Here is a 26,195-nt window from a genome sequence, read left to right as displayed (position 1 = left end):
CCTGCGGCTATACTCCTTTTTCAGGCCAAAGCCAATTCCGCCATTTTGCCGACCACGTTCCGCAAGCCGACAACCCTCTGCTTGGGGTCTTCCCAGGCGCGCAGGAACACCAGCTTGTGGTCCGGCCGCAGCTTGCACGAGCCCCCTGCCCGGCTGATGAACTGCACCAGGCCGACCGGATTGGCGAAGACATTGCCCCGGAAGGTGACCACCGCGCCCTTGGGGCCGGAATCCACTTTCTCGATACCAGCCTGTTTACAAAGTGCTTTGATCGCAACGACTTCCAGAAGGTTCTGAACCTCGACTGGCAACTTGCCGAACCGGTCGATCATCTCGGCGGCCAGGGCTTCGATCTCGGCCTGATCGTCCAGGGCGGCGATGCGGCGATAGAGTCCCAGGCGCACCGACAGATCGGCCACATAGGTCTCGGGGATCAGCACCGGCGTTCCGATGGTGATCTGCGGCGACCATTCCTCCGTCGCCTCGACGCCCGCGCCCCCCTTGGCGGCGGCGACGGCTTCTTCCAGCAATTGCTGGTACAGCTCGATACCCACCTCGCGGATATGGCCCGACTGCTCCTCGCCCAACAGATTGCCCGCGCCACGGATATCGAGATCGTGGCTGGCCAGCTGGAACCCCGCCCCCAGCGTATCCAGCGCCTGCATGACCTGAAGGCGCTTTTCCGCCGCCTTGGACAGCAGCTTGTCGTTGGGAAGGGTGAAATAGGCGTAGCCCCGTGTCTTGCCGCGCCCGACCCGACCGCGCAGCTGATAGAGCTGCCCCAGGCCGAACATGTCGGCGCGATGAATGATCAGGGTGTTGACGCTGGGCATGTCCAGGCCGGATTCGATGATGTTGGTGGACAGCAGCACGTCGTACTGCTTGTCGCCGAAGGCCACCATCACCTCTTCCAGATCGGCGGGCGCCAGCCTGCCATGGGCGACGGCGGTCTTGACCTCGGGCACCAGCTTGGCCAGCCGTTCCGCCACCCGGTCGATATCGGCCAGACGCGGACAGACATAGAACACCTGTCCGCCGCGATAGCGCTCGCGCAGGATGGATTCCCGCAAGACCACCGGGTCATAGGGCATCACGAAGGTGCGCACCGCAAGGCGATCCACCGGCGGCGTGGCGATGACGCTCATCTCCTTGACGCCGGACAACGCCATTTGCAGCGTGCGGGGAATGGGGGTGGCGGTAAGCGTCAGCACATGGACATCGGATTTCAGCTGTTTCAGCCGCTCCTTATGGGCGACGCCGAAATGCTGCTCCTCGTCGATGATCAGGAGGCCGAGGCGCTTGAAGCTCATCCCCTTGGCCAGCACGGCGTGGGTACCAACCACGATGTCCACCGAGCCATCGGCGACGCCCGCCTTGACCTCGGAGGCATGCTTCGCCGTTACAAGGCGAGACAACTGCTCGACCCGCACCGGCAGGCCCTTGAACCGCTCGGTGAAGGTGCGGAAATGCTGGCGCGACAGCAGCGTCGTCGGCACCACCACCGCCACCTGCAAGCCTTGCAGGGCGGCGACGAAGGCGGCCCGCAGGGCGACTTCGGTCTTGCCGAAGCCCACATCGCCGCAGATCAGCCGGTCCATGGGCCGCCCCGAGCCCAGATCGGCGATGCAGTCCTCGATGGCGCGCAGTTGGTCATCGGTCTCGGCCCAGGGGAAGCGGGCGCAGAATTCGTCGTAGAGGCCTTCCGCCGGGACCAGCGTCTCGCCCTGGCGCAACTGGCGCTGGGCGGCGATGCCGATCAACTGGTCGGCGATGTCGCGGATGCGCTTCTTCAGCTTGGCCTTTCGGGCCTGCCACGCCGCTCCGCCCAGCTTGTCCAGCGACACTCCCGACTGCTCCGAGCCGAAACGGGTCAGGACGTCGATATTCTCCACCGGCACGAACAGCTTGTCGCCGCCGTCATAGATCACCCGCAGGCAGTCATGGGGGGCGCCGCCCACCTGGAGCGTCACCAAGCCGTCGTAACGGCCGATGCCGTGCTCCACATGCACCACCAGATCGCCTTCCGACAGGGCGGAGGCCTCGGCGATGAACTGGGCGCCTTTCTTCTTCTTGCGGGCAGGGCGCGCCAGCCGGTCGCCCAGGATGTCCTGCTCGGTGATCACCGCCAGATCGGGCGCGACGAAGCCGTGGTCGAGCCCCAGCACCACCAGCGCCACCGCCCCCTTGGGCAGGGTCTGGACCTCGGCCCAGGTCTCCGGCGTCTCGACGCCCTTGAGCTTGTGATCCTTCATCAGCCCGGCGAGGCGATCCCGCGAGCCATTGGTCCAGGCGGCCACCACCACCCGGCGCCCCGCCTTGGTCTCGGCCTCCGCATGCTCGCGCAGGGCGTCGTAGAGATTCACCCCCGGCCGCGCCCGGATGTCGGAGAAGTCGCGGCCCAACCGGCCTCCGGCGTCAACCGCCCGGCTGACACCGTCCACCTTGTCGAACGGCGACAGTTGCGCCACCGGGCGCACCGCCAGCAGGCGGTCCCATTCGTCACGTTCCAGATAGAGCTTTGGCGGCGCCACCGGGTGATAGACCATGCCGGACTCGGCCAGACCGGACCCGGTCATGGAGACGCGGGCGTCGTAGTATTCCAGCACCACGGCATGACGGGCGGTCAGAGCCTCGTCGGTCTGATGATCCAGAATGACCGCTGCCTCGGGCAGATAGGCGAACAAGGTGTCGAGCCCGTCATGGAACAACGGCAGCCAATGCTCCATGCCGGTGAACTTGATCCCCGCCGAAATGCTCTCGTACAGCGGATCAGAGCCTTGGACGGCGCCGAACATCTCGCGATAGGCGGCGCGGAAATGCGCCACCGAGGCCTCGTCGAGCCCGACCTCGCTGACCGGACGGCAGGCGAAGCCCTCCACCTTGCCGGTGGTCCGTTGGGTCATGGGGTCGAAGCTGCGCACCGCTTCGATCTCGTCGCCGAAGAAGTCGAGCCGCATGGGCTCGGCGGCGCCGGGCGGGAACAGATCGACGATGCCGCCGCGCACCGCGAATTCACCCGGCTCCATCACCGTGTCGGCCCGCACATAGCCGCTGGCGCCCAGGAAGGCCACCAGCTTCTCGATGGACAGCCGCGCCCCCGCCTTGGCGGTCAGGGTGGCCCGCGCCAAGGCCTCGCGCGGCGGCACCCGCTGGGCCAGGGCGGCGACGGTGGTCAGCACCAGCCGGGGACCATTTCGGCCGCCGTCCGCCAGCCGGGCCAGGGCATCCACCCGGCGCGCCACCACATCCACATTGGGCGACACCCGGTCATAGGGCACGCAGTCCCAGGCGGGAAACTCGATGATGTCCAGGTCGGGGGCGAAGAAGGCCACCGCCTCGGCCATGCGCGCCATGCGGCCGTCATCGCGGGCGACGAACAGCAGGTCGCCGCTTTCCCGCGCCAGATCGGCGGCCAGCAGCGCGTCGCGCCCCTCCGGCGATCCGGCGACGGTGATGCGTCCCGGCTGGGAGAGAAGGGTCTTCAGTTCGCTCAACGGCGTGCGGCTTCCGTCTGGACGAAGGACTTGATCATGGCCATGACCTCGTCGTCCCACTGGGGCGGCACGTCCTGCTTGCCGGTGACCCAATTGAACAGGTCGGTGTCGTTCTCGGCCAGCAAGGCCTCGAAGCGGCCCAATTGCTCGGGCGTCAGGGTGGCGAGATAGCGCTCGGCGAAGCCGCCGAACAGGATGTCGTTCTCATTGGAGCCCATGTAATGGGCCCGATGCATCACGCGCTTGAAGTGAGAGCTGTCCATAGGCCATTGCGTCCGTTTCGGAGAGGCTTAGGATATAGCCCCTCGTTTCCCTCCTGTCAGCCTTTCCCATGCGTCCAGATTGCCTGAATCCGTTGTTCGCGCCGGTCACCGCCTTGCCGGGGGTAGGACCGCGCATGGCGCCGCTCTACGAAAAGCTGGCCGGGGCCAAGGTAGTGGACCTGCTGTGGCACCTGCCGTCAGGCGTCATCGACCGCCGTTACTGCCCCAAGGTCGCCGATGCTCCCGACGGCAAGGTGGCGACACTGGTGGTCGAGGTGGATGCCCATTACCCCTCCGACAGCCCCAAGCGGCCCTATCGGGTGCGGCTGTCGGACGAGACTGGCTTTCTCCATCTGGTGTTCTTCCACGGCCGCGAGGACTGGCTGCGCAAGCAGTTGCCGGTGGGCGAGACCCGCGTGATCAGCGGCGTGGTGGAGCATTTCAACAACGAGATCCAGATCACCCATCCCGACCACATCGTGCCGGTGGAACAATTGGCCGAGGTGATGACGGTGGAGCCGGTCTATCCCCTGACCGCCGGGCTGACCGGGCGGCTGGTGACCAAATCCATCAGGGCGGCGCTGGCCAAGGCACCGGACTTGCCGGAATGGCAGGACGCCGCCTGGCTGGACCGCCAGAACTGGCCCAGTTGGCACCAAGCCCTGGACAGCCTGCACAGTCCCGTCGACGAATGGGCCGCCACCCAGGACACGCCTGCCCGCCGCCGCCTCGCCTTCGACGAATTGCTGGCCAATCAGCTGGCCCTCGCCATGGTGCGCGCCCAGATGCGCCGCCTGAAAGGTCGCGCCCTGGTCGGAGATGGGCATCTGCGGGCCAAGGCGCTGGGCGCCCTGCCCTTCACCCTGACCGGCGCCCAGAGCCGCTCGCTGGCCGAGATCGACGCCGACATGGCCACCGAATCCCGCATGCTGCGGCTGCTCCAAGGCGATGTGGGCAGCGGCAAGACCGTCGTCGCCTTGCTGGCCATGCTGACGGCGGTGGAGACCGGCGCCCAGGCCGCCATGATGGCGCCCACCGAAATCCTGGCCCGCCAGCACTTCGCCACCATCTCGCCCCTGGCCGAGGCGGCCGGCATCCGCCTCGCCCTGCTGACCGGCCGCGACAAGGGCAAACCCCGCGAGCGCATTCTCCAGGCCCTGGCGGCGGGCGAGGTCGATCTCCTGCTGGGCACCCATGCCCTGTTCCAGGAGGATGTCGCCTTCAAGGATCTCGCCCTGGCGGTGATCGACGAACAGCACCGCTTCGGGGTGCATCAGCGCCTGGAACTGGCGGCCAAGGGCGTCGCGGTGGACATGCTGGTGATGACCGCCACCCCCATTCCCCGCACCTTGCTGCTGACCGCCTATGGCGACATGGACGTTTCCCGCCTGGACGAGAAGCCGCCCGGCCGCCAGCCGGTGGATACCCGCGTCGTGCCGCTGGCCCGCCTCGACGAGGTGGCCGCCGCCGTGGGGCGCGCTGTTGACGGCGGCGCCCGCGTCTATTGGGTCTGTCCCCTGGTGGAGGAATCGGAGACCTCGGACCTCGCCGCCGCCGAGGAACGCCACCGCGACCTGTCCCAGCAGTTCGGCGAGCGGGTCGGCCTTGTCCACGGCCGCATGAAGCCCACCGCCAAGGACGCGGTGATGGAGAAATTCGCCGCCGGAGAATTCCAGATCCTGGTCGCCACCACCGTCATCGAGGTGGGCGTCGATGTGCCAGAGGCCACCGTCATGGTCATCGAGCACGCCGAGCGCTTCGGACTCGCCCAGTTGCATCAGTTGCGCGGGCGGGTGGGTCGCGGCGACAAGGCGTCGCGCTGCCTGCTGCTCTACGGCCATCCCTTGGGCGAGGTGGCCAAGGCGCGTCTCGAGATCATGCGCGCCACCGAGGACGGTTTCAGGATCGCCGAGGAAGACCTGCGGCTGCGCGGCGGCGGCGAGATGCTGGGCACCCGCCAAAGCGGCCTGCCCGAATTCCGCCTGGCGGACCTTTCCCTGCACGGCGAACTGCTGGCCGCCGCCCGCGACGACGCAAGACTAATCTTGGATCGTGATCCCGATCTGAAGGGACGGCGAGGTGAAGCCCTGCGCATCCTGCTCTATCTATTCGAACGCGACGCCGCGGTGCGCACCTTGCGCTCGGGCTGAACAAGCTTTCCAGAACCGGGATAATGGTTGATTTCGCCGTCAAACATGGTACCCCGGTATGGTGCCGTCCGGAGCTCCCCCCGCCTTGCCTTCCGATCCACGTCAGCAACCGATCGCCCAATTGCCGCGAGAGCGCACCACCGCCCGCAGGGCGAGCCTTGCCCTGATCGCGCTCATGATCGTCCTGGCCGCTTGGCATACATGGATAAGCTGGAAGGACGATGACGCCGCCGCCGAGGCTCTGGTCGCCACCCTGACCAAGACGCTGGAATTTCAGACCGAGGCCAGTTTTCGCAGCATCGACAATCTGCTGGCGGAAGCAAGCCAGCGCATTGATCCGGACCGCTGGCCCGAGCCCGCCTTGCTGAATTGGTTTCAAAGCCGCCTTGTCGCCTTTCCCGAGGCCCGCAATCTGATCGTGGCGAGACATGATGGCCTTACCGCCGGTCCGGGACTGTCCGCCACCGGCTTGGTGGGAACCGCCATCGACGTTGCCGACCGCCAGCATTTCCGCGCCCATCGGGCCGGTCATGGCGCCGATAAGCTGATTATCGGCGATCCCATCACCGACCGGCTGGACGGCCGCCAGATCATCCCGTTGTCGCGAGCAATCGTCGACGCCAGAGGCCAGTTCAAGGGAATGGTCGCCGTCGGAATTGATCCGCTCTATCTGGTCAAGTCGATGGAATCCCTCCTGATCGAGGACGGCGGCGGAATTTCCGTGATCCGCCGCGACGGCATCTTCCTGGCACGTCTGCCCGATCAATACGGCTCGTTCGGTCGCTCGGTCGCGGCCAGCCAGCTGTTCACCAAGTACCTTGCCAATGCGCCATCCGGGGTCGCCCGCTTCGTGTCGGTGGCGGACGGCAATGCCAAGATCGTCGGCTACCGGACCCTGGGCAATTATCCGTTGGTGGCCACGGTCGGCATCACGGAACACACCGCATATGCCAAGTTCAGGACGGAGACGTCCTCGCTTGCCGCTGCGGTGCTCATCCTGGCGATCGCGCTGTATTGGCTGGCCACCCTGTCGGACCGGCGCGAGCATCTCCGGGCCGTTCTGGCGGCGCGTCTCTTGGAACAAGCCGCCGTGCTGGAAAGCCAGGTGGCCGACCGCACCCGCCACCTGACGGAATTGCAGGTGGAAAGCGAGCGAAAAGCGCGACAATTGGCGGCATCCAACTCCGATCTGGAGCAATTCGCCTATATCGCCTCCCATGACCTGCAAGAGCCGCTGCGCACGGTGACCAGCTTCGTCCAACTGCTGCAACAGCATTGCCGCGATATCTTGGACGTCCAGTCCGAGGAATACATGACCTTCATCGTCAACGGCGCCAAGCGCATGCACGACCAAATCCAGGACGTGCTGGCCTATTCCCGGGTGACGGTACAAGGTGAACCGCTGGCGCCCACCGCGCTCGACGAGGTTCTGACCCAAACCCTGACCAATATGAAGCAAACCATTTCGGATAGCGGCGCCACGGTGGATGCGGTTCCATTGCCCATGGTCGAGGCCGACCGGCGCCAGATGGTTTGCCTGTTCGAAAACCTGATCGCCAATTCCATCAAATATCACAAGGCAGGACAGTCGCCGAAAATCCGTATCAATGCCGTCGTGGACGGAAAGGATTGGGTCATCAGCGTCGCCGATAACGGGATCGGTATCGATCCCGAGTACAAGGACAAGATCTTCGTGATGTTCCAGCGACTGCACGGCGCCCAAAGCTACGAGGGCACCGGCATCGGCCTGGCCCTGTGCAAACGCATCGTCGAGCGCCATGGCGGCCGCATCTGGGTCCAGTCCGATATCGGGCAGGGCTCGACCTTTTCCTTCACCCTGCCGGTCTTTCCGTCCAAGGATTGACTCGTCCTTGACAGCGGCGGCCATTCCGCGCTGCTGTCATGCCATGCGCCTCGCCCTCGTCATCAATCGCTCGTCCGGTCGTTTCCGCGCCGCATCGCCCGAGGCCACGGCAACCGCCGTCGCCGACGCCCTTTGCCAATCGGGCCATCAAACGGAAACCCATCTGGTCGGCCGCCGCCTCCTTGCCCGTACCCTCTCGGTTCTGGCCAGCCGCCAGGATCTGGACGCCGTGGTGGTCGGTGGCGGCGATGGCACCATCCTGACCGCCGTGGTGGCGGGATTGGGTCGCGACAAGCCGCTCGGCATCCTGCCCATGGGAACCCTGAATCTGTTCGCCCGCGATCTGGGCCTGCCCGCCGATCCCATCGAGGCGGCCCGATGTCTCGACTTCTCCGCCACCGAGATCGACCTCGCCGAGGTCAACGGCCTGCCCTTCGCCATCTGGGCCTCGCTGGGCATGCACCCCTGGTTCGTGCGCCGCCGGGACCACCTGCAACGGGACGGCATGCGCAAATGGCGGGCCATGGCATTGGCCGCGCTCCGCGCCTTGCGCCGCTATCCCATGGTCGACGTGGTGCTGGACCTCAAGGACGGTCCAAGGGCGGTCACCACTCCCATGCTGTTCATCACCAACAATCCTTGGCGCGACGAGACGCCGCCGTTGTCCCGCGAATCCCTGGATGCCGGCACCCTGGTCATCCATGTGGCCGCCTGCAGCACTCGGCTGTCGCTGCTGTGGCTGATGGCCGAAACCGTTCTCGGCCATTGGCGGGGCAGCCGCCGCATCCAGACCTTCATCGCCAAGGAAGTCCGCGTCACCAGCGAAAAGCACCGCATGATGGTGTCATTGGACGGCGAAGTGACGGTGATGGCCTCGCCCCTGGTGTTCAAGGCGCGGCCCAAAGCGTTGAGGGTGCTGATGCCGAAGGGCGGAACCCCGGCATGAAAACCATCGCCCATCTCTCGGATCTTCATTTCGGCCGCACCGATGCCAAGGTGGTCAATGCCCTGCTCAACGATCTGCACCGGCACCGGCCCGATCTGGTGATCATTTCAGGCGACCTGACCCAGCGGGCCAGATCCCACCAATTCGCCGAGGCAAGGGCCTTTCTCGCCCACGTTCCGGCGCCGTCCCTGGTGGTTCCGGGCAACCACGATCTCTACCCGCTTTACCGGCCGCTGGCGCGCATCTTCCGGCCGCGCGCCAAGTTTCACCGCAACCTGCCCGGCCATGACGAGATGCCTGTGTGGAGCGACGACGAGGTGGTGGCCATCGGCCTGGACAGCACGCGGAGCCTGCGCTGGAAATCCGGCGCGCTGAAGGATGCCCATCTGGAGCATCTGGAGACGACGCTGGACCAGGCGCCCGCCGAGGCCTCCCGCGTGGTGTTCATGCACCACCCGCCCGCCACCGCCGCCAGCGGCCATCCCTATGAAGCCTTGCTGGATCACGGCATCGATCTGGTGCTGACCGGCCATGTCCACCACGCCCATGTGGAGCTGATCAACGGCCCCCACGGACATTCCCTGGTGCTGGTCCAGGCCACCACCGCCTGCTCCACCCGATTGCGCGAGGATTCCAACGGCTATTGCCTGGTGCGGCTGGACGGTGACCACATGGAAGTGGGCATTCAGGGCTGGAGCGGCGACATCTTCCACACCATCCGCCATCATTGGTTCGAGAAGAGATCAAACGCCTGGCGGGTGATTCCCAGACCCTCCCATGTGTTTCCGCCTTGAAACAACCCCTGGCCTCGGCGACAAAGGCGGGATGAACACCGATCAAGACATGGCGAAGGCGATCAAGCTGGCCCAGGCAGGCAAGCTGAAGCCCGCCATCGCCATCCTGGAGGGTCTGGTCAAGGCGGCGCCGTCCTCGGTGGCCATCCGCTACAATCTGGCGCTGTTCATGCTGATGGCGGGCCGCCACGCCGAGGCGCTGCCCCATCTCGACCGAATACTGGCGACCGATCCGCGCCATCAGCCGTCGCTGTTCAGCAAGGCCAAGGGGCTTTTGGCGTTGGACCGTCCCGACGAGGCCTTGCCCATCCTGGAGAGTCTTGCCGCCGGAAACGACGCCGAAAGCCTGCTGGCGCTGGGCAATGCCTACCGCGTCCTCAATCGCACGGCCGAGGCCGCTGGCGCCTTCCAACGCCTCACCCAAGTGGCGCCCGGCGTGGTGGGCGGACATCTCAATCTCTGCCAGCTGCTGGCCGCCGGGCAGCCCGAGACCGCCCTGCCCGCCCTGGAAATCGCCGTCCGCCTGCATCCCAAGGTGGCCGAGCTTCAGGCCATGCTGGGCCAGACCCTGTTGCGCCTGGGCCGCCACGACGAGGCCATCGAAAGATTGAAGCAGGCCCTTGGCATCGATCCCAATCTGGCGCCGCCCAAGGGCCACCTGCTGCGCGCCTATCGCGAGACCGCCGACTGGGAGGCCGAGGAGGCCCTGTTCACCCAGATCCGCGCCGGTCTCGCCGCCGCCGCCGAACGCCGCCAACTGGCGGTCGCCACCCAGGACGCCATCTTCTATCCCTTCACCGGGGCTGAACTGCGCCGCATCGCCACGGCCGAAGCCGCCTTCCGGGTACCCGGACAGCCGCGTCCGGTCCTCCGTCCCCAGGCCAAGGCGCCGCCGCCTCTGGTGGTGGGCTATCTGTCGCCCGACTTTCGCGAACACGCGACCATGCATCTGGCGGGCGATGTCTTCGGCCGCCACGATCGGGCAAAGGTGCGACCCATGGCCTATTCGGTCGGCCCCGACGACGGGTCGGACTGGCGAGACAGACTGGCCCGCGATTGCGATGCTTTCGTCGATCTGTCATCCATGGGCGACCGCGCCGCCGCCGCCAGGATCGCCGCCGACGGCGTCCATATCCTGGTGGACATGTCGGTGTTCACCCGCCACGCCCGGCCCGGCATCGCGGCACTGCGGCCCGCCCCGATCCAGGCGGTATGGCTGGGTCTCGCCGCCAGTTCCGGCGCCCCTTGGCTGGACTATGCCATCGTGGACAAGATCCTGGTGCCCGATTCCCACGAAGGGCATTTTTCGGAAAAACTGATCCGCCTGCCCCATAGCTATCAGGCCAATCTGGCCTGGACCCCGATTACGGCGCGGCCCGACCGCCGGAACCTCGGCCTGCCCGAGGATGCGGTGGTGTTCTGCTCCTTCAACGGCCACCGCAAGTTGGACCGCGCCAGCTTCATGCTGTGGATGCAAGTTCTGAACGCGGTGCCCGGCTCGGTGCTGTGGCAGTTGGCGCCGCCGCCCGCCGCCAAGGCACGGCTCGAACAGGCGGCCGAGACGGCGGGAATCGACCCCGCCCGCCTGATCTGGGCGCCCATGCTGCCACGGCCCGACCATCTGGCCCGCATTCCCGCCGCCGACCTGTTCCTGGACGCCCTGGTCTGCGGCGCCCACACCACCGCCGCCGACGCGCTGCGCATGGGGGTGCCGCTGATCACCGTGGCGGGCGAGCGTTTGGCCTCGCGGGTGGCGGCGTCGCTGCTGCATGCCGTCGGGCTGCCCGAGCTGGTGATGAACACCCCGGATGAATTCCTGGCCCTGGCAAGCCAATTGGGGCGTGACCGGGGGTGTTTGTCGGAGCTTCGCGCAAGACTGTCGAGCCTGCTGCCCACCGCGCCGGGATTCGATCCCACCCGGTTCGCTCGCGATCTCGAACAGGCTTACGACCAGATCTGGGCACGCCATGCGTCCGGAAAGAAGGCAGACAATATAACGCGTTAGCGATGCTTCTTGATGTTAAGCCAGAACGAATTGCTCGGCGCAGGAAAGGCATTGGTGCCCAAGGCCCGCCAGATGGGATCAAGCTTGGCCGACAGTTGCGGATCCTGGATCACCGCGTAATTGGGGAAGGACGGTTCCAGCCACTTGCCCTCGCCCAACAGCAGGGCCGCCAACAGATACTGCTCGTTATACATCAGGCCTTCGGACTGGGGCGGATAGTCATAGGGCAGATAGACATCGTGCACATGGACGATGACGCCGGGCGGCAATTCCGGCAGGACTTCAAGGAACAAAGTGGTGACGTCGGAATTTTCCAGGCTGCGGTGCGAACTGTCGATGAACAGGATATCGCCCGGTTTCAGACGGGAGAACACCGCCGGGTCGACGAATTCGGCGGGCGCCCGGATCACCTCGTCGCACAGGGCGTCCACCTCGGCCCTGGGTTCCGGGTCGATGGAAACGATCTTGGTGCGCAGCCGCCTTGTGGTGATGGCGTGGCTGGCGAATTTGGTGGAATTGCCGGACCCGATCTCGATGATCAGGCGGGGATCGTGGCGCACCAGCATGCCGGTGAGCGCGATGGCGTCCAGGGCGGTGAACCAGGGATTGACCCAGCGCGGCGTCGGCGCGTCTTCCTCGGCCTGCATGGGAATGGCGGCGAACAGATCGGCCAATTCGACGAACCGGTCGATCTGGCGGGAATACTCGGCCCGGTGACGGAAGATGATCTCGGTCAGGCGGGGATGGCTGGGTCGCCCGAATCCCCAGCGCGGCTGGCAGGTATAGCCGTAATTGCCGATCTTGATCTTGGCTGCCAAGGGAACCTCTTCCGTCTAGCGTTTGTCCAGGGCGGCGCGCCGCTGATGGATTTCCGGCGGCCAGGTGGATTCAATGTAGGCCAGCACTGACCGGATCTCCGCATCCGTCATCACGCCGACGAAGGACGGCATGGCGGTCTTGTAACCCGGCGGCGCGAAACGCGCCATGCCGTGCTTGATGATGGCGAACAACTGTTGTTCCGGGTGGTGCCAGGTATGTCCGCTGGAATCATGGGGCGGCGCAGGCAGTTCGCCGGTGGGCTTCCTGGTCTGCCAATCGGGCTCGCCCTGCAACTGCTCGCCGTGGCAGGAGGCGCAATGGGTCAGATAAAGCGCCTTTCCCTGCGCCACCTGGGCCGAATCCGTATAGTCGATGCCGCTGGACTTGGCCCGCAGCCATATCCAGCCACCGGCCAAAGCCGCCGCGCCCAGGGCGATTCCCACCATGATGAGGCCTCGTTTCATGGCGCGGAGTATAGACTCATCTCTCAGGGTTAACAAACCGGCGCGGCTGGCCCATGATGGCGTTCCGAGAGTTCCAGACAACGAGGCCGCCATGTCCACCGTGCTTATTTCCGTGTTCTGTCCCGATCGCACCGGTCTGGTGGCGGCCATCGCCGGGCGGCTGTTCGAGATCGGCGCCAATCTGGGCGACACCAGCTTCGCCATGCTGGGCGCCGGGGCGGAATTCACCTCGGTCTGCGACATCCCCAAGGACACGGAAGCGGCCGAGGTGGCGGCCGATCTGGCCGCGCTTCCCGAATTGAGCGGTGCCCGCATCTCTGTCCAACCCTTCGGCCTCGATGCCAGCCACGGCCCGCTGGGGCGCATCACCCACCGCATCGTGGTCTCGGGTGGCGACCGCCCCGGCCTTGTCGCGCGACTGTCCGAGGTGTTCGGCCAGTTCCAGGCCAATATCGTGCGCATGGACGCCCAACGCATCCCGGAACAAGGCGTCTATGTCACCCGTTTTTCCGTCTCCATCCCGGCGCGGGTGGATGCCTGCCTCGCCACCATCGCCAATACGGCGGGCGAATTGAACCTGTCCTGCGCGGTGGATGCCGTCTGATGGCCGAGGATGGTCTTGCCGCCTTTCCCGGCCTGGCCAACTTGGACTCCGATTCGGCGCGGGCGTTCCGCCAAGCCGCCCGGCCCATGTCGGTCCCGGCCGGAACCGTCATGTTCCGCGATGGCGCCGAATGCTCCAACTACGTCCTGGTGGTCAACGGCTCCATCCGCGTCCACAAGCTGTCGGAAGGCGGCCGCGAGATCGTGCTTTACCGGGTCGAGCGCGGCCAGTCCTGCGTCCTGACCACCAATTGCCTGATCGCCAACGAGAATTACGGCGCGGAAGGGATTGCTGAAACCCCGGTGGACCTGATCATCCTGCCGTCTTCCACCTTCAAATCCCTGCTCGCCAAGTCCGAAACCTTTCGCGATTTCGTGTTTTCCGCCTTCGCGGTGCGCATTTCCGATCTTCTGATGCTGATCGAGGAGGTCGCTTTCGGTCGCATCGACGCCCGTCTGGCCGGTTGGCTTTCATCGCGCGCCGAGGCAGACACCGCCATCAAGGCCACCCATCAGGAAATCGCGGTGGAATTGGGCACCGCCCGCGAGGTGGTCAGTCGCCAACTCAAGGATTTCGAGCGGCGCGGCTTGGTGGAATTGTCCCGTGGTTCCTTGAAAGTCCTGAATCATGCAGCCCTGGTCGGCGTCGCCGGGCCTTTGTGACTTGATCACGGACGCAGGCGCCTTGGGATGGCTTTAATGCGCTCACGCAATCGCCATATCCCAAGAGGAGAGCCCTATCATGAGCAAGAATGTCGGCGGCATCGACCGCATCGCCCGTATCGTCGTCGGCCTCGCGCTGATCGTCCTGGCCGCCACCGGCATGCTCGGGTGGTGGGCCTGGATCGGCGTGGTGCCGCTGCTGACCGCGCTGATGGGCTGGTGCCCGGCCTATACCCTGCTGGGCTTCAAAACCTGCAAGACCGAATAGGACATCTTTCGCGAGGTTGAATGATCCTAGCCTCCGCTTTCGCCAGGGATCCGGGACGGACCGCCATTCGCCAGATGAAGGCGGCGGACGAACCATCCCTGGTGAGAGTGTTGGCGCGGGCGGTCCCGCTTACCGCCGATCAGCGCGCCCGCGTCCTGTCCACCGCACGGGAATTGGCGGAAACAGCCCGCCACCACCATCCGCATCTGCTCGACCTCGATGGCTTCCTGGCCGAATATCGCCTCTCCACGCCGGAAGGCGTCACGCTGATGTGTCTGGCGGAAGCGCTGCTGCGCATTCCCGACAGCGGCACCCAGGATTTGCTGATCAAGGACAAGATCGGCTCGGCCCATTGGGAGGATCACCTCGGGCATAGTCCCTCGGCCTTCGTCAACGCATCCACCTGGGCGCTGATGTTCGGGGCGGGGCTGGTTCGCCTCGATCATGACAGCCCCGTCAACGCCGCTCGGTCCCTGGTCGGCCGCCTGGGCGACGCGATGGTGCGCCGTGCCCTGATCTCCGCCATGGGCGTTCTGGGGCGTCAGTTCGTCATGGGCCGCGCCATGGACGAAGCCTTGGCGACCGCTGAGGGCTGGGAGGCCAAGGGATACCGCCACTCCTTCGACATGCTGGGCGAGGCGGCCCGCACGGAAGACGCGGCGCGGCACTACGCCGGGGCCTATGCCGACGCCATCGCTCGGGTCGGCCACGTCTCGGCCGGTCGCGGCCCCCTCCTGGGGCCGGGCATTTCGGTCAAGCTGTCGGCCCTGCATCCGCGCTACGAGATGGCGCAGCGCGACCGCGTCCTGGCCGAACTGACGCCGCGCCTGCTGGAGCTGTGCCACCTCGCCCGCTCCGTCAATATCGGGTTGACGGTGGATGCGGAGGAAGCCGACCGGCTTGATCTGTCGTTGGATATCATCGCCGCCGTGCTGGCCGACCCTGCCCTGTCGGGCTGGGAGGGCTTCGGCCTCGCGGTGCAGGCCTATCAAAAGCGGGCGCGGGTGCTGATCGCCTGGCTGGCCGACCAGGCGCGCTCGACCAGTCGAAGGCTGATGGTGCGCCTCGTCAAGGGCGCCTATTGGGACAGCGAGATCAAGCGGGCGCAGGAGCGCGGCCTGTCCGGCTATCCGGTCTTCACCACCAAGGCCGCCACCGACATTTCCTATCTGGCCTGCGCCGCCGACCTGCTGGCGGCCCCCGACGCCTTTTACCCCCAATTCGCCACCCACAACGCCCATACCATGGCCGCCGTGATGGAGATGGCGGGAGAACGCAAGGATTGGGAGTTCCAGCGCCTGCACGGCATGGGCGAGGCTCTGTATCACCACCTGGTTCCCATGCATTCCTGCCGGACCTACGCTCCGGTGGGCAGCCACGAGGATTTGCTGCCCTATCTGGTGCGGCGTCTGCTGGAAAACGGCGCCAACACCTCCTTCGTCAATCGGCTGTCCGATGCCTCGCTGCCGGTGGAGCGGCTGGTGAGCGACCCGCTGGACGATCTGCCCAGGGGCGGCGCCATTCCGCTGCCCCGCGATCTGTTTCCCGGCCGCCGCAATTCCGCCGGGCTCGATCTGGCCGATCCGGCGGAGCTGATGGCCCTCGACCAGTCCCTCGGCAATCGGCCCCTTCCCCCTCTTCCCGCTTCCGATCCGCCGACGCAAGCCATCGCCCAGGCCCTGGCGGCCTTTCCCGCCTGGGATGGAATTGGCGCCGATGCGCGCGCCGTCCTGCTGGAGCGGGCCGCCGACCTGTTCGAGGAACACCGGGCCGCCCTGATGCATCTGGCCATCGTCGAGGCGGGCAAGACCATCACCGATGCCTTGGCGGAGGTCCGCGAAGCGGTGGACTTCCTGCGCTTCTACGCCGCCGAATCCCGCCGCCTGTTGGGCGCCGCCACCCCATTGCCGGGTCCGGTGGGCGAGCGGAATCTGCTGACCCTGCATGGGCGCGGTGTCTTCGTCTGCATCTCGCCATGGAACTTTCCCTTGGCCATCTTCACCGGCCAAGTTGCCGCCGCCTTGGCCTGCGGCAATTGCGTGGTGGCCAAACCGGCGCAGCAGACTCCGCGCATGGCGGCAGAGGCGGTGCGTTTGCTGTACCGGGCGGGAGTGCCGAGGGATGTGCTTCACCTCTGCATCGGTGGGCCGGACACGGGGGCTGTCCTGGTGGAGCATCCCGACGTGGCGGGCGTCGCCTTCACCGGCTCCACCGCGACGGCGCGCCGCATCCATCGTGCCCTGGCGGCCAAGGATGGCCCCATCGTGCCGCTGATCGCCGAGACCGGCGGCATCAACGCCATGATCGTCGACAGCTCCGCCCAGCCCGATCAGGTGCTGATCGACGTGATGGAAAGCGCCTTCCGCTCCGCCGGACAGCGCTGCTCGGCGCTGCGCGCCCTGCTGATTCAGCGCGAGGCCTGGGTCAAGCTGGAACCCATGCTGGCGGGCGCCCTGCGGGAAGTGGTGGTGGGAAATCCGGCACTGCTATCCACGGATGTGGGGCCGGTGATCGATGGCGAGGCGATTGAGCGCCTCCACGCCCATGCGCGACGGCTGGACGGGCATGCACGGTTGGTGGCGCGGGCGCCGGGTGGCGAAGGCGGGCTGTTCTTCGCGCCGCGTGCCTATGAAATAGCCGAATTGACCATGCCCGAAAGCGAGGTCTTCGGCCCCATCCTTCATGTGGCGCCCTGGCGGAGCGATCAATTGGACGCCGCCATTGATGCCGTCAACGCCACCGGCTATGGACTGACGCTGGGCATTCACAGCCGCGTCGACGCCACCATCAACCATATCTTGGCACGAACACGGGTCGGCAATGTCTATGTCAACCGATCCATGATCGGCGCCGTGGTGGGCTCGCAACCTTTCGGTGGTCGGGGATTATCGGGAACGGGGCCGAAGGCCGGTGGACCCAACAGCCTGTCGCGCTACGCCACCGAACACTGCGTCAGCATCAATACCGCCGCCTTGGGCGGTGATGCCGCCCTACTGGCGGCTCAGACCCGATAGATGCCGACGCACATGACCAGATCGTCGAAAAGCTTGACGTAGCAAGACTTGTTTTCCAGCACCTTGGTGGCCGGGTTGGCCCAGACATAATCCACCCACCCCGCCCCCTTCTCGCGCGCCAATACGACCATGTCGCGGGCGAATTGCTTGCCGTTGGCGTCCTTCAGACTGTTGCCGTCGGCGCCGTTCAGATTGGGATTGCGGCCATGGGCCAAAACCCGGACGTCGCGGTCCTGAACGATGACGTAGAGATCCTTCCGGTTGAACGGTCCGGCCTTGTCGACCACGGCCGCCAACAGGCTGTCGCGGCCTTGGGCGACATAGTGCGCTCCCGCCTGCTCGACCATGGCCATGGCCTCGTCGGCGGTGCCGCGATCGGAGGCGCCATAGGCGGCCAAGTCGGTCTTGTAGCCCAGGCGAACCGCGCCCCAATGGCGTCCCTTACAGAACACCGGTGACGATACGTCCATCAGCACCGCCGTCTCGCCGCCACCCATGTCGCGGCAATACACCTGGGGCCACAGCCGGTCGGTATTGCGGGCGGCGGCGATTCCCACCTTGTCGTCGAAGATGCGGCGGTTGCGGCAATGGGAGGCATTCCACTGGGGATCGTTTCCCGGTGCCTGGGAGAATTTGGTGTTGTGGGTCGGGATATAGGCGTTGCGGTCGGTCAGGCAGCAGAACACCACCCGCGCGTTGAAGCCCAGCGCCCCGTCCAGGATCGCCTGACAGGCTTGATCGGTGAAGGCGGTGAACCGGGTCATGTGCTGGACGGGATCGGTAGCGGCGATGGCGCGGTAATCCTCGTCGAACAGATCGGCCAGCGTGATTGCCCCTTTGTCGATCGCATCATTGAAGGCGGCACTGACGGCGGAGGCCAGCCGCAAGGCTTCCTCGGCGAAGGGAATGTCGGGCGTGTCGCAGCCGGAATCGAAGGTGATGGCGATCAGCCGCTCGCCCGACTGACGCATGGAATTCAGGAAACCCTTGGCGGTTTCCAGGTTTCCCGCCGAAACCGCGATGCCGGAGGTCGCCTCCCTGACGGCGGTCAGCAGGTTGCCGCCATCGGTGTTGACGGCCTCGGCCTCGACGGAGACCGAGCGCAGGTCGGTGGCGATGCGCTCCACGATATCGCGGATGTCATCCACATGGGTGCCGATGGTCGCGGTGCTGTCATTGACCACCCGTGCGCGGGCGGCGCTGGCCTCGTTGTCCTGGGCAAGGCTGACGGCGACGGATTGCAGGGCGTCCAGGGTGCGGCGGATCTCGGCGGTGCTGTCGGCGGTCTGGCGCGCCAGCTCCTTGACCTCGCTGGCGACCACGGCGAAGCCCCGGCCGGATTCACCGGCACGCACCGCCTCGATGGTGGCGTTGAGCGCCAGCATATTGGTGGAGCGTGCGATGGCCTCGATGGAGGCCGCCACCCGTCCCACCTGCTGCAGGGCCGTTTGCAAGGTGGCGATGCGGCCCATACCGGCGACCACCATCTCGGTCAGCTGATTGATGTCGCCCAGCGAGCGGGCGATCTCCTGCTTGGAGGCGCCCATGGCGGAAACCGCCTCCTCGGACAGGGCATGGCTGCGGCCGGCGGTCACCACGATATTGCTGGTCTCGTGGTCCAACGCGGCCATGCGCTGCTCGATGGTCCCCATCAATTCCGACTGGCGTCCCACATGGCGCGAGACATCCTCGACCTTGCCGATGACCTCGACCACCTGGATGCCCAATCCGCCCGCTTCGCTGGCAAACCGTTGAAGAACCTCTTCCTTTTCCTTCGCGGACGCCATTGGCCACCTGTCGTGAAGAGCATTGCGCAACCGCCTATGCAAGCAGCCGCCCCTGTTTCCGCCTCGATTGTTTGATAAGGCTTATTTCGGTACCACTTTACCGATTTTGGTTCGGATGTCAATTTTTCGAGGCGCATTTCTCAACCATAGAGTCACTATGGAGTGTCATCTAGAGTTGACGCCGCACCCACCGGAATCTCATTGCGAAAACGCAACGTGTCATTACGATATCCGAACATCCAGGAATGGCCTGCCTAAAAGCGCCCCCGCCACCGCGCCCATGCCAGCCGCAACGGACGATGGCGCGGCAGGGATACCCTGGGATCGAAGGGATTCCAACCACAACGGCGAAGCACAGCCAAGTGACAATCGGCAAGAATACCCAAAAGCAAGCCTGGCAGCGCTTCTCGAGCCACCGGCAATCGCCTTGCGGCGCCAAGAAGTTCGGCCGCTCGCTCCCCAAGCGCCTTCACCCCGGCAGCAATGGCGGAGGGTGGCGCTTGTCCGGCAAGCATCTCCGCACCGCTGCTCTTGGCACCAACCAACACGTCTTCCGGCAGCGTCAACCGACCCATTGACAGATGAAACGGAACCGCCCTGGCCTGCCCAATCAATGCCCAGGCCGTTCCCACCAGATGGGCGGCACGGAGGGCGCCATCGTCCTCGCTTCCAAGAATGCCGAGCGCCAATCGGGATAAGATGCCTGAGGTGTTTTCCGCATAGGACTCGACCGCCGCGAGATCCCCAGGTCCGAATGATTCAAGATCGACCTCGCGGGCCGTCAAGATCGTCTCCAGGGCGTCGAACGATAGCCCTCTCTCACGGATGGTCTCGACCAGCGGCAAAGCCACCGGGTGGCGGTCGATCTTGCGCCCCTGCTCGGCCGCCGTGAAGGTGTCGCGCCACCACTGCAATCGAATCAGCCCGGCCATGGGTTCGCGCACGCTTTCGCGGATGCGGGCGATCTCCACGTTAAAGGCATAAAGCGCCATCAAGGCTTCACGCCGGTCGGGCGGCGCGAACAAGGCGGTCATGAAGCGGTCGCGATCAAAGTCGCGCACCAGCCCGGCGCAGTGGGACAAGTTGGGCGTTTGGGCCATCAAGCTTCTGTTTCTCCGGTTCCGACCATGGCATATATATGGCCCCTCGCCTCCCCGCGCCATGACATAGGAGCCGTTTTGTCCCGCGCCGTCGCCCACCATGCTCCGAGCAAGAAGGCCACCGAGGAGAACTTTCCCGTCGCCTCCCTGCTGCTTCCCGCGTCAAAGCGCGCCACCATCATGGCCTATTACCACTTTGCGCGGCATGCCGACGATATCGCCGATTCGCCTTCCCTGTCGGCGGAAGACAAGGTCGCCGGACTGGATGCCCTGGACGCCGCCCTGCATGGCCGGGACACGTCTTCGCCCGGACTGGAACTGGCCCTCGCCTATCGGCATGAAGTCCTTGAGGCCCCCGCCATGATCGAGCATGCCTCGCAGTTGCTGCACGCCTTTCGCCGCGATGCCGTGCGCGACTATTGCGAGGACTGGGGCGATTTGATGACCTATTGCCGCTATTCGGCGGCGCCGGTCGGACGCTTCCTGCTGGATCTGCACGGCGAATCCCACGACACCTTCCTGCCGTCGGACGCTTTGTGCGCCGCCCTTCAAGTCCTCAATCACTTGCAGGATTGCGGCAAGGACTACGCCCAATTGCGCCGGGTCTACATCCCCCGCGACTGGATGCTGGCCGTGGGCTTGACCAATGACGTGCTGGAGGCCTCCGCCCTGCGCCCGGAACTGCGCCAGGTGATCGACCGGACCCTGGACGCCACCGACGGGTTGATCGAACTGGCCCGTCCCCTGTCCGCCATGATCCAGGACACCCGCATGCGCATCCAGGCCGCCATGACCTTCCAGGTGGCGGAACGCCTGTCGCGACGCCTGCGGACCGGCGACCCGCTGGCCGAGCGGGTCAAACTGACCGGCATGGATTCCGCCCTGATCCTGGTCACCGGGCTCTATCACGGCTTGATGGCGTGAGCGGCACCTTGCACATCGTCGGAGCCGGGCTTGCCGGCTTGGCCGCCGCCGTCGCCGCCGCCAAGGCGGGACAAAAGGTGGTGCTGCACGAAGCGGCGGGCCATGCGGGTGGCCGCTGCCGTTCGTTCCGTGACGAAAGGCTGGACCGGGTCATCGACAACGGCAGCCATCTGGTGCTGGGCGCCAACCGCACCGCCCTGGCCTATGCCCAGGCCACCGGCGGCTTGGAAGCCATGGTTCCCGCCTCGCCGTGCTTTCCGTTCGTCGACATCGCCACCGGCGCCCGCTGGATGGTGACGCCCCAGCGGCTTCCCGCCGGGATCGGCGAGATCCTGCGCGCGCTCGGCCTGCCCTGGACCGGCAAGCATGAGACGGTGACCAGCCGATTAGGCCAAGCGCGGTCCTTCACCCGCTTTTGGCAACCCATGTGCGAAGCCATCATGAACACCGCCCCCGAGGAAGCCTCGGCCCGCATGTTCGCCTGGACCATGCGCCGCGCCCTGCTGGGCGGCGCCAGCGCCCTGATCCCCTGGACCTTTCCGCTGGGCCTGTCGGCGGCACTGGTGGCGCCAGCCCTGGCGACACTGGGCATGTTCAGTGCCGAGGTCCGGTTCCGCCGTCGCCTGATCAAGGCATCGCCCCAGAGGCTGAGCTTCGACGACGGCGACATCGCGCTTGGTCCCGACGACAAGGTCATTCTGGCGCTGCCGCCCTGGGCCTTGGCCTCGGTCCTGCCCGGATCGGTGGACGAGATGGCGACGCGCCCCATCGTCAACGCCCATTTCCGCCTCGACCACCCGGTTGTGCTGCCCGGGGACTCCCATTTCCTGGGGCTGGTCCATGCCGCCGGACATTGGCTGTTCGCCCGTGGCGACGTGCTGTCGGTGACGGTATCGGCCGCCGATGCCCTGGCCGAGCGTTCCAACGACGACATCGCCGCCCAATTGTGGGATGAAGCCGCCCGTGCCTTGGGAATGGCACCCTCGGCGCCGCCGTGCTTTCGCATCATGAAGGAGCGCCGCGCCACCTTGGCCCATGATCGCGCCACCATCGCCAAGCGCCCCGGCCCTTTGACCCAGCACCCCAATCTGCTGCTGGCGGGCGACTGGCTGGCCTCGCCCTGGCCCTGCACCATCGAGGCCGCCATCGCCAGCGGTCTGGAGGCGGCGCGCCTCGCCTTGGGAAGAAAGCAACTGTCTTTCGCCAGATAGGGCCTTCACATCGAGGCGGTGACGCCATATGTTTCAGGCAATCGTTTAGAGATTTTCCAATACCCCTCAGAACCCCTTGACCAGATAGAGGTGATCCCATGGCTTTCGAGCTTCCGCCCCTGCCCTTCGCGCCCACCGCGCTGGAGCCCCACATTTCCGCCAAGACCTTCGAGTTTCACCACGGCAAGCATCACGCCGCCTATGTGACCAACCTCAACAACCTGACCAAGGACAGTGATCTGGCGTCCAAGTCGCTGGAAGAGGTGATCAAGATCGCGGCCGCCGATCTGCCCGCCAAGCAGGGTATCTTCAACAATGCCGCCCAGGTGTGGAACCACACCTTCTTCTGGAACTGCCTGAAGGCGGGCGGCGGCGGCAAGCCTGGGCCTAAGCTGCTGGCCAAGATCGAATCCGATCTGGGCGGCTTCGACAAGTTCAAGGAAGACTTCAAGAATGCCGCCGTCACCCAGTTCGGCTCGGGCTGGGCTTGGCTGGTGGAAGACGGCGGCAAGCTGAAGATCACCAAGACCGCCAATGCCGACCTGCCCATGGCCCACGGCCAGAAGGCGCTGCTGACCGTCGATGTGTGGGAACACGCCTATTACCTCGACTGGCAGAACCGCCGCCCCGATTTCGTCCAGTGCTTCCTGGACAATCTGGTGAATTGGGCCTTCGTGGAAGCCAATCTGGGCTGATCGAGGGATTTTGAATGAAGGAGGCGGTTTCCTGACGGAAGCCGCCTCTTTTTTCATATATCCTGCGCGGAGAGCTGACCGCAGATGGGAGCATCATGACCGTCGACCCCGCCACCCTGGCCCCCGCCCGCTTCGTGCAAAGCGACGACCCCGCCATCATCGCTTTCGCCAGAAAGGCGGCCGAGGGCGGTACCGATCCCCGCGATACCGCGATAAGGGTCTATTACGCGGTGCGCGATCAGGTGCTCTACGATCCTTATGTGCGGTTCAACGCGCCGGAAAGCTATTCGGCCAAGGACGTGCTTGCCAAGGGCAGCGGCTTTTGCATTCCCAAGGCGGCGCTGCTGGCCGCCTGTTTGCGGGCGGTGGGCATTCCCGCCCGCCTCGGCTTCGCCGATGTGCGCAACCACCTCGCCACGCCCAAGCTGTTGGAGGTCAACGGCGGCGACGTGCTGTGCTGGCACTCCTTCGCCGAGGTCTGGCTGGATGGGCGCTGGGTCAAGGCGACGCCCGCCTTCAATCTGAAGCTGTGCGAGAAATTCGGCGTCCATCCGCTGGAATGGGACGGCAAGACGGATTCAGTGTTCCACGAATTCGATGCCCATGACCGCCGCCACATGGAATATGTCCACCAAAGGGGCAGCTTCACCGATGTGCCCTTCGAGGAGATCACCGCCACCTACGCCGCCATGAGCCCCCGGCTGATGATGGACGATCCCTGGGGACGCGGCGCCGACTTCGCCGCCGAAGCCAAGCCTGAAGCCTGAGATGCGTTCCATCGACCGGCTGCTGGATATCATGGCACGTCTGCGCGATCCCAAGGCCGGGTGTCCCTGGGACTTGGAGCAGAGCTTCGCCACCATCGCCCCCTATACCATCGAGGAAGCCTATGAGGTGGCCGAGGCCATCGATCAAGGCGACATGCCCGCCCTGAAGGACGAATTGGGCGACCTGCTGTTTCAGGTTGTGTTCTACGCCCAGATGGCCAAGGAAAACGGCGATTTCGATTTCGACGCCATCGCCGAAGCCATCGCCGACAAGATGATCCGCCGTCATCCCCATGTGTTCGGGCAGCCCGACGGCCGCGACAGTGCCGGTCAAACCATCGCCTGGGAAGAGACCAAGGCCCGCGAGCGCACCGCCAAGTCGGAGGAAGCGCCGGGCGTTTTGGCCGGAATCGCCCGCACCCTGCCCCCCATGACACGGGCCTTGAAGCTGCAAAAGCGCGCCGCCCGCGTGGGCTTCGACTGGGCCGAGGCGGTCACTATCCTGGACAAGCTGGCCGAGGAAGCCGCTGAAATCGCCCACGAGATCAAGACCGGAGCCCCCCACGACCGGCTGGAGGACGAGATGGGCGACGTGCTGTTCGTCTGCGTCAATCTGGCGCGCAAGCTCGACATCGACCCCGAACGGGCCTTGAAGCGCGCCAACGCCAAGTTCGAACGCCGCTTCGGCCATATCGAGACCGAATTGAAGGCCCAGGGGCGCTCGCCGGAACGCGCGTCGCTCGACGAAATGGAAGCGCTGTGGCAGGCTGCCAAGGTACTGGAGAAGTCCGGAGGGTCCGGTGATCGGTGATTGGTTGAAGCGGGTGGGCGTGCTGGCGGCGGTCTTGCTGCTGTCGTCGTGCTATATCCCCGACAAGTTCAAGAGCGAACTGCGGCTGTCCAAATACGGCGACTATTCGCTGACCTTCAAGGGCGACCTGCTATGGGCGCCCATCCTGGACGACTATCGCAAGGGCAAGATCACCCCGGAGAACGAGCCGGAGAAGATCGCCAATATCAAAAAGGATCTGTCGCGCGACATCGCCGTGCGCAAGATCGACAGCCGAGGTCGCGGGCGGTTCACGGTGGAATACGAACGGACCGGCCGGTTGGAGCGGGTCCAGCTGATCGCCCTGTTGCGTCGCGACGCCCGCCTGCTGGCCATGCGTTCCATGGAAAACGGCGCCATCGCCATCCACGCCAATGCCATGAAGCCCTCCGATGCCCAGATCATGGCCGAGATGGGCCTGAACATGGAAGGCGAGTTCCGCATCACCACCGACGCCAACGTGGTGGAGCACAACGCCACCGAGGTCCGCCCCTTCGGCAAGGCCAAGGTCTATATCTGGAAGGTCGAGAATCCGCTCTCGCCCATGCCCCATCTGGTCATGCTGCGCGAGGATGACCCCGGCCGCCCGCTCAATGCCCGCGCGTCTGAAAGCAACTAGCCATGTGGACTGATCGCACCGTTCTGGTCACCGGCGCCACCGCCGGTTTCGGCCAAGCCATCGCCCGCCGCTTCGCCCGCGACGGCGCCCGTCTGGTGATCTGCGGCCGTCGCCAGGATCGTCTCGACGCCTTGAAGGCGGAACTGACAACCCCGGCTTACGCGGGCCCGCTGGACGTGCGCGACCGTACCGCCGCCACGTCATTCATCGACAATTTACCGAATGAATTCAAGAAGATCGATCTGCTGGTCAACAATGCGGGCCTCGCCTTGGGGTTGGAGCCCGCCCAGAATGCCTCCCTGGACGACTGGGAGACCATGATCGACACCAATCTCAAGGGATTGATGTATATGACCCGTGCCGTGCTGCCCGGCATGGTGGAACGCAATCGCGGCCATGTGGTCAATATCAGCTCGGTGGCCGGAACCTATCCCTATCCCGGCGGCAATATGTACGGCGCCACCAAGGCCGCCGTCACCCAGTTCTCCCTCAACCTGATCGCCGATCTGGTCAAGACCAAGGTGCGCGTCACCAATATCGAGCCCGGCATGTGCGGCAGCAGCGAATTCTCCCTGGTCCGCTTCCAGGGCGACGCCGAGAAGGCCGCCAAGGTCTACGAGGGCACCACGCCCCTGACCTCCGAGGATATCGCCGAGGCTGTCTACTGGGCCGCCTCCCTGCCCGCCCATGTGAATATCAATCGCATCGAATTGATGCCGGTCTGCCAGGCCTCCGCCGCCTTCGCGGTGCATCGGGACGTCTGAGGTTTTGATACCACTCGTCATTTGAAGCGATCCGCAGGCGGGCGAGACACCCGCGCCGCCAGAATGGCGGAAACCCACAGCACCGAAATAGAATCAAGGCAAAAACATCGCGTCTAGGTGTATTCTTCATGGCACCACAAACGAATTAATAG

Annotated in this window: 22 protein-coding genes; 16 read left to right on the top strand and 6 right to left on the bottom strand. The window is 65.4% G+C overall.

Features of this window, described 5'->3' with window-relative positions:
* Positions 1 to 20 precede the first annotated feature (20 nt).
* Positions 21 to 3,494 carry a transcription-repair coupling factor gene (mfd, locus tag CU669_RS07680; protein ID WP_205119394.1) on the bottom strand — a complete coding sequence of 1,158 codons (3,474 nt, stop codon included), beginning with the start codon at positions 3,492 to 3,494 and terminating at the stop codon, positions 21 to 23.
* Positions 3,491 to 3,757 carry a succinate dehydrogenase assembly factor 2 gene (locus CU669_RS07675; RefSeq protein ID WP_239988595.1) on the bottom strand — a complete coding sequence of 89 codons (267 nt, stop codon included), beginning with the start codon at positions 3,755 to 3,757 and terminating at the stop codon, positions 3,491 to 3,493. Before CU669_RS07675 ends, mfd begins: the two co-directional genes overlap by 4 nt.
* A gap of 68 nt (positions 3,758 to 3,825) precedes the next feature.
* Here CU669_RS07675 and recG point away from each other — a divergent pair, with 68 nt between their 5' ends.
* From recG to CU669_RS07650, 5 genes are all read left to right on the top strand, one after another.
* Positions 3,826 to 5,907, top strand: coding sequence for an ATP-dependent DNA helicase RecG (recG, locus tag CU669_RS07670; protein ID WP_112143337.1), 2,082 nt, complete (start codon positions 3,826 to 3,828; stop codon positions 5,905 to 5,907).
* 85 nt (positions 5,908 to 5,992) lie between these two features.
* Positions 5,993 to 7,771, top strand: a complete 1,779-nt coding sequence (locus tag CU669_RS07665) for a sensor histidine kinase (RefSeq protein ID WP_161539611.1) — start codon at positions 5,993 to 5,995, stop codon at positions 7,769 to 7,771.
* Between the two features lie 7 nt (positions 7,772 to 7,778).
* The gene (gene mamU, locus CU669_RS07660; protein WP_239988594.1) at positions 7,779 to 8,717 is read left to right on the top strand and encodes a lipid kinase MamU; all 939 of its coding nucleotides are present in this window, start codon (positions 7,779 to 7,781) and stop codon (positions 8,715 to 8,717) included.
* A complete protein-coding gene (locus CU669_RS07655; RefSeq protein WP_112143331.1) occupies positions 8,714 to 9,511 on the top strand; it encodes a metallophosphoesterase family protein in 798 nt (265 codons plus the stop codon). The genes mamU and CU669_RS07655 overlap by 4 nt, the downstream gene beginning before the upstream one ends.
* A gap of 31 nt (positions 9,512 to 9,542) precedes the next feature.
* Complete coding sequence (locus tag CU669_RS07650) at positions 9,543 to 11,516, top strand: O-linked N-acetylglucosamine transferase, SPINDLY family protein (protein ID WP_112143329.1); 1,974 nt, start codon at positions 9,543 to 9,545, stop codon at positions 11,514 to 11,516.
* Here the strand turns inward: CU669_RS07650 and CU669_RS07645 are convergent.
* Together CU669_RS07645 and CU669_RS07640 are read right to left on the bottom strand one after the other, a co-directional pair.
* Positions 11,513 to 12,334 (bottom strand): class I SAM-dependent methyltransferase, encoded by an 822-nt coding sequence (locus tag CU669_RS07645; protein WP_112143327.1) that lies wholly within the window; start codon positions 12,332 to 12,334, stop codon positions 11,513 to 11,515. The two genes, CU669_RS07650 and CU669_RS07645, sit on opposite strands and share 4 nt — an antisense overlap.
* 15 nt (positions 12,335 to 12,349) lie before the next feature.
* Positions 12,350 to 12,781 (bottom strand): c-type cytochrome, encoded by a 432-nt coding sequence (locus tag CU669_RS07640; RefSeq protein ID WP_112143656.1) that lies wholly within the window; start codon positions 12,779 to 12,781, stop codon positions 12,350 to 12,352.
* A 109-nt stretch (positions 12,782 to 12,890) separates the two neighbouring features.
* Between CU669_RS07640 and CU669_RS07635 the strand changes: the two genes are divergently transcribed.
* From CU669_RS07635 to CU669_RS07620, 4 genes are all read left to right on the top strand, one after another.
* Positions 12,891 to 13,403: a glycine cleavage system protein R gene (locus CU669_RS07635; RefSeq protein ID WP_112143326.1), complete on the top strand. Its 513-nt coding sequence runs from the start codon at positions 12,891 to 12,893 to the stop codon at positions 13,401 to 13,403.
* Entirely contained in the window at positions 13,403 to 14,065 is a 663-nt protein-coding gene (locus tag CU669_RS07630) for a Crp/Fnr family transcriptional regulator (protein WP_112143324.1), read from the top strand. Before CU669_RS07635 ends, CU669_RS07630 begins: the two co-directional genes overlap by 1 nt.
* Positions 14,066 to 14,144: 79 nt before the next feature.
* Positions 14,145 to 14,333: a YgaP family membrane protein gene (locus tag CU669_RS07625; RefSeq protein ID WP_112143322.1), complete on the top strand. Its 189-nt coding sequence runs from the start codon at positions 14,145 to 14,147 to the stop codon at positions 14,331 to 14,333.
* 20 nt (positions 14,334 to 14,353) lie between these two features.
* Entirely contained in the window at positions 14,354 to 17,347 is a 2,994-nt protein-coding gene (locus tag CU669_RS07620) for an L-glutamate gamma-semialdehyde dehydrogenase (RefSeq protein ID WP_112143320.1), read from the top strand.
* Here CU669_RS07620 and CU669_RS07615 read toward each other — a convergent pair.
* Positions 17,335 to 19,134 (bottom strand): methyl-accepting chemotaxis protein, encoded by a 1,800-nt coding sequence (locus tag CU669_RS07615; RefSeq protein WP_112143318.1) that lies wholly within the window; start codon positions 19,132 to 19,134, stop codon positions 17,335 to 17,337. The genes CU669_RS07620 and CU669_RS07615 overlap by 13 nt on opposite strands.
* 254 nt (positions 19,135 to 19,388) lie before the next feature.
* The gene (locus tag CU669_RS07610; protein WP_239988593.1) at positions 19,389 to 20,336 is read right to left on the bottom strand and encodes a phytoene/squalene synthase family protein; all 948 of its coding nucleotides are present in this window, start codon (positions 20,334 to 20,336) and stop codon (positions 19,389 to 19,391) included.
* Here CU669_RS07610 and hpnC point away from each other — a divergent pair.
* From hpnC to CU669_RS07575, 7 genes are all read left to right on the top strand, one after another.
* Positions 20,313 to 21,158, top strand: a complete 846-nt coding sequence (gene hpnC, locus CU669_RS07605; protein WP_239988592.1) for a squalene synthase HpnC — start codon at positions 20,313 to 20,315, stop codon at positions 21,156 to 21,158. The two genes, CU669_RS07610 and hpnC, sit on opposite strands and share 24 nt — an antisense overlap.
* Complete coding sequence (locus CU669_RS07600; RefSeq protein ID WP_112143312.1) at positions 21,155 to 22,369, top strand: hydroxysqualene dehydroxylase; 1,215 nt, start codon at positions 21,155 to 21,157, stop codon at positions 22,367 to 22,369. Before hpnC ends, CU669_RS07600 begins: the two co-directional genes overlap by 4 nt.
* Before the next feature lie 98 nt (positions 22,370 to 22,467).
* Positions 22,468 to 23,064 carry a superoxide dismutase gene (locus CU669_RS07595; protein ID WP_112143310.1) on the top strand — a complete coding sequence of 199 codons (597 nt, stop codon included), beginning with the start codon at positions 22,468 to 22,470 and terminating at the stop codon, positions 23,062 to 23,064.
* 95 nt (positions 23,065 to 23,159) lie between these two features.
* Positions 23,160 to 23,831 (top strand): transglutaminase-like domain-containing protein, encoded by a 672-nt coding sequence (locus CU669_RS07590; RefSeq protein WP_112143308.1) that lies wholly within the window; start codon positions 23,160 to 23,162, stop codon positions 23,829 to 23,831.
* 1 nt (position 23,832) lies between these two features.
* Positions 23,833 to 24,642: a nucleoside triphosphate pyrophosphohydrolase gene (gene mazG / locus CU669_RS07585; protein ID WP_112143306.1), complete on the top strand. Its 810-nt coding sequence runs from the start codon at positions 23,833 to 23,835 to the stop codon at positions 24,640 to 24,642.
* A complete protein-coding gene (locus CU669_RS07580; RefSeq protein ID WP_112143304.1) occupies positions 24,632 to 25,279 on the top strand; it encodes a hypothetical protein in 648 nt (215 codons plus the stop codon). The genes mazG and CU669_RS07580 overlap by 11 nt, the downstream gene beginning before the upstream one ends.
* Positions 25,280 to 25,281: 2 nt before the next feature.
* Positions 25,282 to 26,043: an SDR family oxidoreductase gene (locus CU669_RS07575; protein ID WP_112143302.1), complete on the top strand. Its 762-nt coding sequence runs from the start codon at positions 25,282 to 25,284 to the stop codon at positions 26,041 to 26,043.
* Positions 26,044 to 26,195 lie beyond the last annotated feature (152 nt).

Origin of the sequence: Paramagnetospirillum kuznetsovii, assembly GCF_003284725.1 — a bacterium.
GTDB classification, from domain to species: domain Bacteria; phylum Pseudomonadota; class Alphaproteobacteria; order Rhodospirillales; family Magnetospirillaceae; genus Phaeospirillum; species Phaeospirillum kuznetsovii.
Note: the sequence above shows the minus strand (reverse complement) of the source record. Positions and strands in the feature narration are given on the sequence as shown.

Coding starts and splice junctions, on each gene's coding strand:
- CU669_RS07615 (WP_112143318.1), bottom strand. CDS start 19,134: ATGGCGTCCGCGAAGGAAAAGGAAGAGGTTCTTCAACGGTTTGCCAGC.
- mazG (WP_112143306.1), top strand. CDS start 23,833: ATGCGTTCCATCGACCGGCTGCTGGATATCATGGCACGTCTGCGCGAT.
- CU669_RS07590 (WP_112143308.1), top strand. CDS start 23,160: ATGACCGTCGACCCCGCCACCCTGGCCCCCGCCCGCTTCGTGCAAAGC.
- CU669_RS07620 (WP_112143320.1), top strand. CDS start 14,354: ATGATCCTAGCCTCCGCTTTCGCCAGGGATCCGGGACGGACCGCCATT.
- CU669_RS07640 (WP_112143656.1), bottom strand. CDS start 12,781: ATGGTGGGAATCGCCCTGGGCGCGGCGGCTTTGGCCGGTGGCTGGATA.
- CU669_RS07595 (WP_112143310.1), top strand. CDS start 22,468: ATGGCTTTCGAGCTTCCGCCCCTGCCCTTCGCGCCCACCGCGCTGGAG.
- CU669_RS07610 (WP_239988593.1), bottom strand. CDS start 20,336: ATGGTGGGCGACGGCGCGGGACAAAACGGCTCCTATGTCATGGCGCGG.
- CU669_RS07675 (WP_239988595.1), bottom strand. CDS start 3,757: ATGGACAGCTCTCACTTCAAGCGCGTGATGCATCGGGCCCATTACATG.
- CU669_RS07630 (WP_112143324.1), top strand. CDS start 13,403: ATGGCCGAGGATGGTCTTGCCGCCTTTCCCGGCCTGGCCAACTTGGAC.
- CU669_RS07625 (WP_112143322.1), top strand. CDS start 14,145: ATGAGCAAGAATGTCGGCGGCATCGACCGCATCGCCCGTATCGTCGTC.
- CU669_RS07635 (WP_112143326.1), top strand. CDS start 12,891: ATGTCCACCGTGCTTATTTCCGTGTTCTGTCCCGATCGCACCGGTCTG.
- CU669_RS07650 (WP_112143329.1), top strand. CDS start 9,543: ATGAACACCGATCAAGACATGGCGAAGGCGATCAAGCTGGCCCAGGCA.
- CU669_RS07575 (WP_112143302.1), top strand. CDS start 25,282: ATGTGGACTGATCGCACCGTTCTGGTCACCGGCGCCACCGCCGGTTTC.
- recG (WP_112143337.1), top strand. CDS start 3,826: ATGCGTCCAGATTGCCTGAATCCGTTGTTCGCGCCGGTCACCGCCTTG.
- CU669_RS07655 (WP_112143331.1), top strand. CDS start 8,714: ATGAAAACCATCGCCCATCTCTCGGATCTTCATTTCGGCCGCACCGAT.